Genomic DNA, 4,301 nt, shown 5'->3' with positions numbered 1-4,301 from the left:
GGCGGTGCCGGCGCGGTCCAGCAGCCGCGTCACGGCGTCGGCGAGCGCCGTACGGGCCGCCGCCGGGTCCGCGGCGAAGCCGAACTCCACGCCCGCGACCTCGGCGAGCCCGCCGCGGCCGTGTTCGCGCGCCTCGTCGGCGGTCTCCAGCAGCCACACCGCGGCGCCCTCGCCGAGCACCGCCGTCGCGTCGTCGTCGGCGCGGGTGTGCCACTCCAGCCAGGCGCGGGCGGAGGTGAACTCCTCGACCGCCCCGCACAGCACGGTGCGGGCGCGCCCCGCGCGCTGGAGCCGCAGCGCGTACCGCAGGGTGAGCAGCCCGGCGGCCCTGCCGCCCGCGATGGTGGCATTGGGGCCCTTGAGGCCGTGCCAGATGGCGGACTGCCCGGCGGCGCAGTTCATCACCGTGTTGGGGAAGCGGGCCGGGTCCACGAAGAAGGGCTTCGCGCTGACGAGCGAGTCACGGGTGAAGTCCATGATGGACTGGGCGCTTCCGGTGCTGGTGCCGAGCGCGAGACCGGTGTGCTCGCCGACGCCCGGCAGCCGCCCTGCCTCGTCCCCCGCCTTCTCCTCCCGTTCGCCGGAGAGCAGATGGCGGATCGCGGTGACGGCGAGGCCGGTGACCCGGTCCATGGAGCGGGTGTTCTTCCGGCCGAGGATCTCCCGGATGTGGAAGTCCGGCACGAGGCACGCCTCGCGGAACGGCACCGACCACTCCTCGGGGTCCAGCGGCTTCCCGGTGCCGCGGCCGGACCCCAGCCCGCTGCTGAAGTCCGCGGCCCGCAGCCCCAGGGGCGATACGGCGGTCCAGGCGGAGATGACCGGGCCGACCGTGGCGGGAGCGTTGACCATCGGTACTCCTTCAGTTGTGGCCCGGGGGCCGGACGGGGTGCTCACAGGAACCACACCTGTTCGTAGGAGGGCCAGCGCGCGGCGAGCCCGTACGCCTCGATCACCTGGACGCCGGGCAGCAGCCGGTCGGCGGCGGTGCGCCCCAGCGCGGTCAGGTCGGGCTCCTCGACCAGCACGGTCACCCCGGCGTCGAGCACCTTCGTCACGGACGCGCGCGGATCGGGCAGGGTGTCGAGGACGCGCCCGCCGAGGCGCAGCGGCGGCTGGGGTGCGCCGGTGCGCACGGCGTAGCCGACGGCGGGTCCGCGCAGCGCCAGATCGCAGCCCCCGCCGCTCTGCCGGTGCAGATCGGGGACGACGTAGAGGGCGTCCGCGAACTGGGTCTCGACCGATCCGCGGTACGCCTTCTCCATGATCAGCAGCCAGCGCGCACGTTCTTGCATGACCTCGCCGGGCATGGTTCAGCACACCCCCATGACCAGGGCCTTGTCCGCCGCCTTGACGTGCTCGGCGAACAGGAACGGGGACCGCTTGCTGACCTGGGGGATCTGGTCGGCCGCGCCCCGGTCGTCGGCGCAGAAGCGGCAGACGTACCAGTAGAGCCGGTCGGGGTGGTCGGCGAGCAGATCGCGGACGATCAGCGCGGTGGACGGATGACGGCGCTCCAGGTCGGTGAGGTCGCGCGGCTTGGTGTCGCCGAGGGCCGCGCTGGTCAGGCCGGTGGCGTCACCGCAGGTCCAGATCTGCACCCGGGCGCCGCGGTCGAGCAGCGCGGTGGCCAGCCGCAGCGCCGAGGTGACCAGGTCGCTCTGGTGGGGCGCGCCGAAGAGGTTGAGCAGCACGTCGGTGGCGGGTATCGGCCGGGCCATCAGTGCCACACCGCCCGTACCTGGGGTTCCAGCAGCTTGGCCGCCACGTCGTCCATCTCCACCATGCGGACGTCGGCGGCGAGATCGGCGGCGGGCAGGGCGCGCTGGGCGGCCGAGAAGGTGTCCACCCACACCTCGCCGCCGTCGCGCAGGAACGTCTCGATGCCGGGCGCGGCGCCAGGGAGGGCGGCGGTGACGCCGTTCTCGACGAGGAACAGCACCACCCGGTGGCCGTCCCCGGCCAGCCGTACCGCGTCGCCGACGAAGCGCTCGCAGGCGGGCCCGGTCGGCGGGCCGCCGCTCTCGATCAGCAGGTGGTCCGTCATGTGAGGAGTTCACCGCCGTCCACGCCGATCACATTGCCGGTGATCCAGGAGGAGTCGGTGCGGGACAGCAGCGAGACCGCCTCGGCGACGTCCTCCGGGCGGGTGAGCCGCCGGTGCGGGTTGAGGTCCTTGGCGTATTCGGCGAGCCGCTCGCTGTCGGGGATGCGCTCCATGGACGGGGTCGGGGTGACCCCGGCGCGCAGCGCGTTGACGGCGATGCCCGACGGGGCGAGTTCCAGGGCGAGTTGGCGTACGTGGGACTCCAGGGCGGCCTTGGCGGCGGAGACGGCGCCGTAGTGGGGCATCACGCGGGCGCCACCGGCGGAGGTCATCGCGTACACCTTGGCGCCCTTGCGCAGCAGGCCCGCGGTGAACAGGTCCTGGGTCCAGTAGACGAGCGAGTGCGCCATCACGTCGAGCGTCATGTTCATCTGACGGGAGGTGAGGCTGCCTTCGCCGTCGGGGGTGACGTACGGCAGCAGGGTGCCGAACGCGAGGGAATGCACCAGGACGCGCACGCCCTTGCCGCCGGTCAGCTCCTCGAACCTCGGCAGCAGCTCCTCGCGGGTGCGGGCGGAGGCGGCGTTGGCGTTGAAGAAGTGCGCCTCGACGCCGTGCGCCCGCATCTCCTCCTGGGCGACCGCCGCCTTCTGCTGTCCCTCGGTGGTGTCGAAGTGGACGCCCAGGATGCTCACGCCCGCGCGGGCCATCTCGTGCGCGATGGCCAGGCCCATGCCGCTGGAGGCGCCCAGCACCAGGCACCAGGATCCTTCGAGTGAGGTGATCATCGGCCGCTCGCCCTCCGTGGTTCGCGTCGTCCGCTCATCGGCTGCTCGCTTCCGTGCCGCCGGAGCCGCCCGGGGTGACCAGGCAGACGGCGGTGTTTCCCTCGGCCGCCGCGGTGACGACGGCGTGTGCGTGGTCCGGCCGGTTCCGCAGGGCGGCGGCGACGCGGGCCATCGGCGCCAGGCAGCCCGCGCCCGCCGGGACGCGTTCGGCGCCTGGGGCTGCTGCCGCGACCGCCTCGCCGACCGCCTCGCCGACCGGGGATCCGTCCAGGACGGCGGTGAAGGTCAGCGGGGTGCCCGGCCGGTGGCCGAGGGCGGCGAGCGCGTCCCGCAGCGCCTCCGCCGCCGCCCCGGCGCCGCCGGTCGAGGCGGCGAGGGAGGGCGGCAGGAAGAACGTACGGACAGCGATGCGCCCGTACGCCCGTCCGCCGCGCTCCGCGACGGCCGCCGCGGGCTCCAGCAGCAGCGCGACGGCACCGGCCTCCGAGGTGTCCGCCCCCGGCTCGTCCTCCGGCAGCGCCTCCTCGGTCGCCCCGGCGAGCAGCCGGGAGGCGCGGCCCGCGGCGAGGGCGCGGGCGCCGGTCTGGAGCGCCTCCAGGCCCGCGATACGGGGGCTGGTGAGGGTGAGGTTGAAGCCCTTGAGGTCGTGCTCGGTGGCCAGTCGGCTGCCGAAGAGGTTGATGGAGAAGTAGGGCGCGGTGGCCGGGCTCAGCTCCCCGGCGCCCGCTCCGGTGACCGTGCGGTCCATGGCGTGGTGCAGGGCGGTGGCCGCGCTGTTGGTGCCCACCGCGGCGCCCCGGAGTTCGGGTACGGCCGCCGTCAGGGCGTCCTCGCCCGCGTCGACGAGGGCGCGCTTGGCGGCGGCCAGCACGTACTGGGAGGCGCTGGGCAGGTACTTGTAGCCGCGGCGGCCCAGCTCGTCACGGAAGTCGAAGCCGTCCGCGTCCACGTCGCCCACCCCGGTGACCACGAGATCCATCAGCGGGCCTCCGCGAGGACGAGGGAGATGTTGTTGCCGCCGAACGCATAGGCGTTGACCAGCCCGTATCCGCCGCTCAGCGGGGTGCTCCCGGACGGCAGCGGCACCGCGCACTCCGGGTCGGCAGCCCCGACGGGCACGTTCGGCGGCACGGTGCGGTGGTGCAGCATCAGGGCGGCGGACAGCGCGGCGAACGCGCCCGCCGCGCCGCCGGTGTGGCCGATGAGCGCCTTCAGGCTGTACAGCGGGGAGTTGGGGGCCACCGCGGCCAGCACCCGGCTCTCCACCACGTCGTTGAGGTCGGTGCCGGTGCCGTGCGGCACCACGAAGCCGACCGCGTCGCCCGCGCTCGCGTCGTCCGCGCCCGCCTCGCGCAGCGCCCGGCGCATCGCGCGCTCGATCTGCCCGCCACCGGGCTCGGGCGCGGTCGCGTGGTGCGCGTCGCAGCTCCAGCCGGTGCCCACGAGGCGCGCGTAGCCGGGCCCGG

At 74.6% G+C, this 4,301-nt stretch carries 6 protein-coding genes and 1 pseudogene; all 7 read right to left on the bottom strand.

Features of this window, described 5'->3' with window-relative positions; all coding sequences use genetic code 11:
* Positions 1 to 852, bottom strand: an 852-nt coding sequence (locus EEJ42_RS33690; protein ID WP_123105849.1) for a beta-ketoacyl synthase N-terminal-like domain-containing protein, incomplete at its 3' end; no start/stop codon positions are given.
* Positions 853 to 893: 41 nt separating this feature from the next.
* Positions 894 to 1,310, bottom strand: a complete 417-nt coding sequence (locus EEJ42_RS33685; protein WP_123105847.1) for a hypothetical protein — start codon at positions 1,308 to 1,310, stop codon at positions 894 to 896.
* A 3-nt stretch (positions 1,311 to 1,313) separates the two neighbouring features.
* Positions 1,314 to 1,721 carry a hypothetical protein gene (locus EEJ42_RS33680; RefSeq protein ID WP_063735258.1) on the bottom strand — a complete coding sequence of 136 codons (408 nt, stop codon included), beginning with the start codon at positions 1,719 to 1,721 and terminating at the stop codon, positions 1,314 to 1,316.
* The gene (locus EEJ42_RS33675) at positions 1,721 to 2,047 is read right to left on the bottom strand and encodes a hypothetical protein (protein WP_123105845.1); all 327 of its coding nucleotides are present in this window, start codon (positions 2,045 to 2,047) and stop codon (positions 1,721 to 1,723) included. The genes EEJ42_RS33680 and EEJ42_RS33675 overlap by 1 nt, the downstream gene beginning before the upstream one ends.
* Positions 2,044 to 2,835 (bottom strand): SDR family oxidoreductase, encoded by a 792-nt coding sequence (locus EEJ42_RS33670; RefSeq protein WP_123105843.1) that lies wholly within the window; start codon positions 2,833 to 2,835, stop codon positions 2,044 to 2,046. Before EEJ42_RS33670 ends, EEJ42_RS33675 begins: the two co-directional genes overlap by 4 nt.
* A gap of 34 nt (positions 2,836 to 2,869) precedes the next feature.
* Positions 2,870 to 3,814 (bottom strand): beta-ketoacyl synthase N-terminal-like domain-containing protein, encoded by a 945-nt coding sequence (locus tag EEJ42_RS33665; protein ID WP_123105841.1) that lies wholly within the window; start codon positions 3,812 to 3,814, stop codon positions 2,870 to 2,872.
* Positions 3,814 to 4,301, bottom strand: a pseudogene (locus EEJ42_RS33660) (beta-ketoacyl-[acyl-carrier-protein] synthase family protein); the annotation flags it as partial. The gene EEJ42_RS33665 and the pseudogene EEJ42_RS33660, both read right to left, overlap by 1 nt.

The sequence above is a fragment of the Streptomyces botrytidirepellens genome (assembly GCF_003721215.1).
GTDB lineage: Bacteria > Actinomycetota > Actinomycetes > Streptomycetales > Streptomycetaceae > Streptomyces > Streptomyces himastatinicus.
Note: the sequence above shows the minus strand (reverse complement) of the source record. Positions and strands in the feature narration are given on the sequence as shown.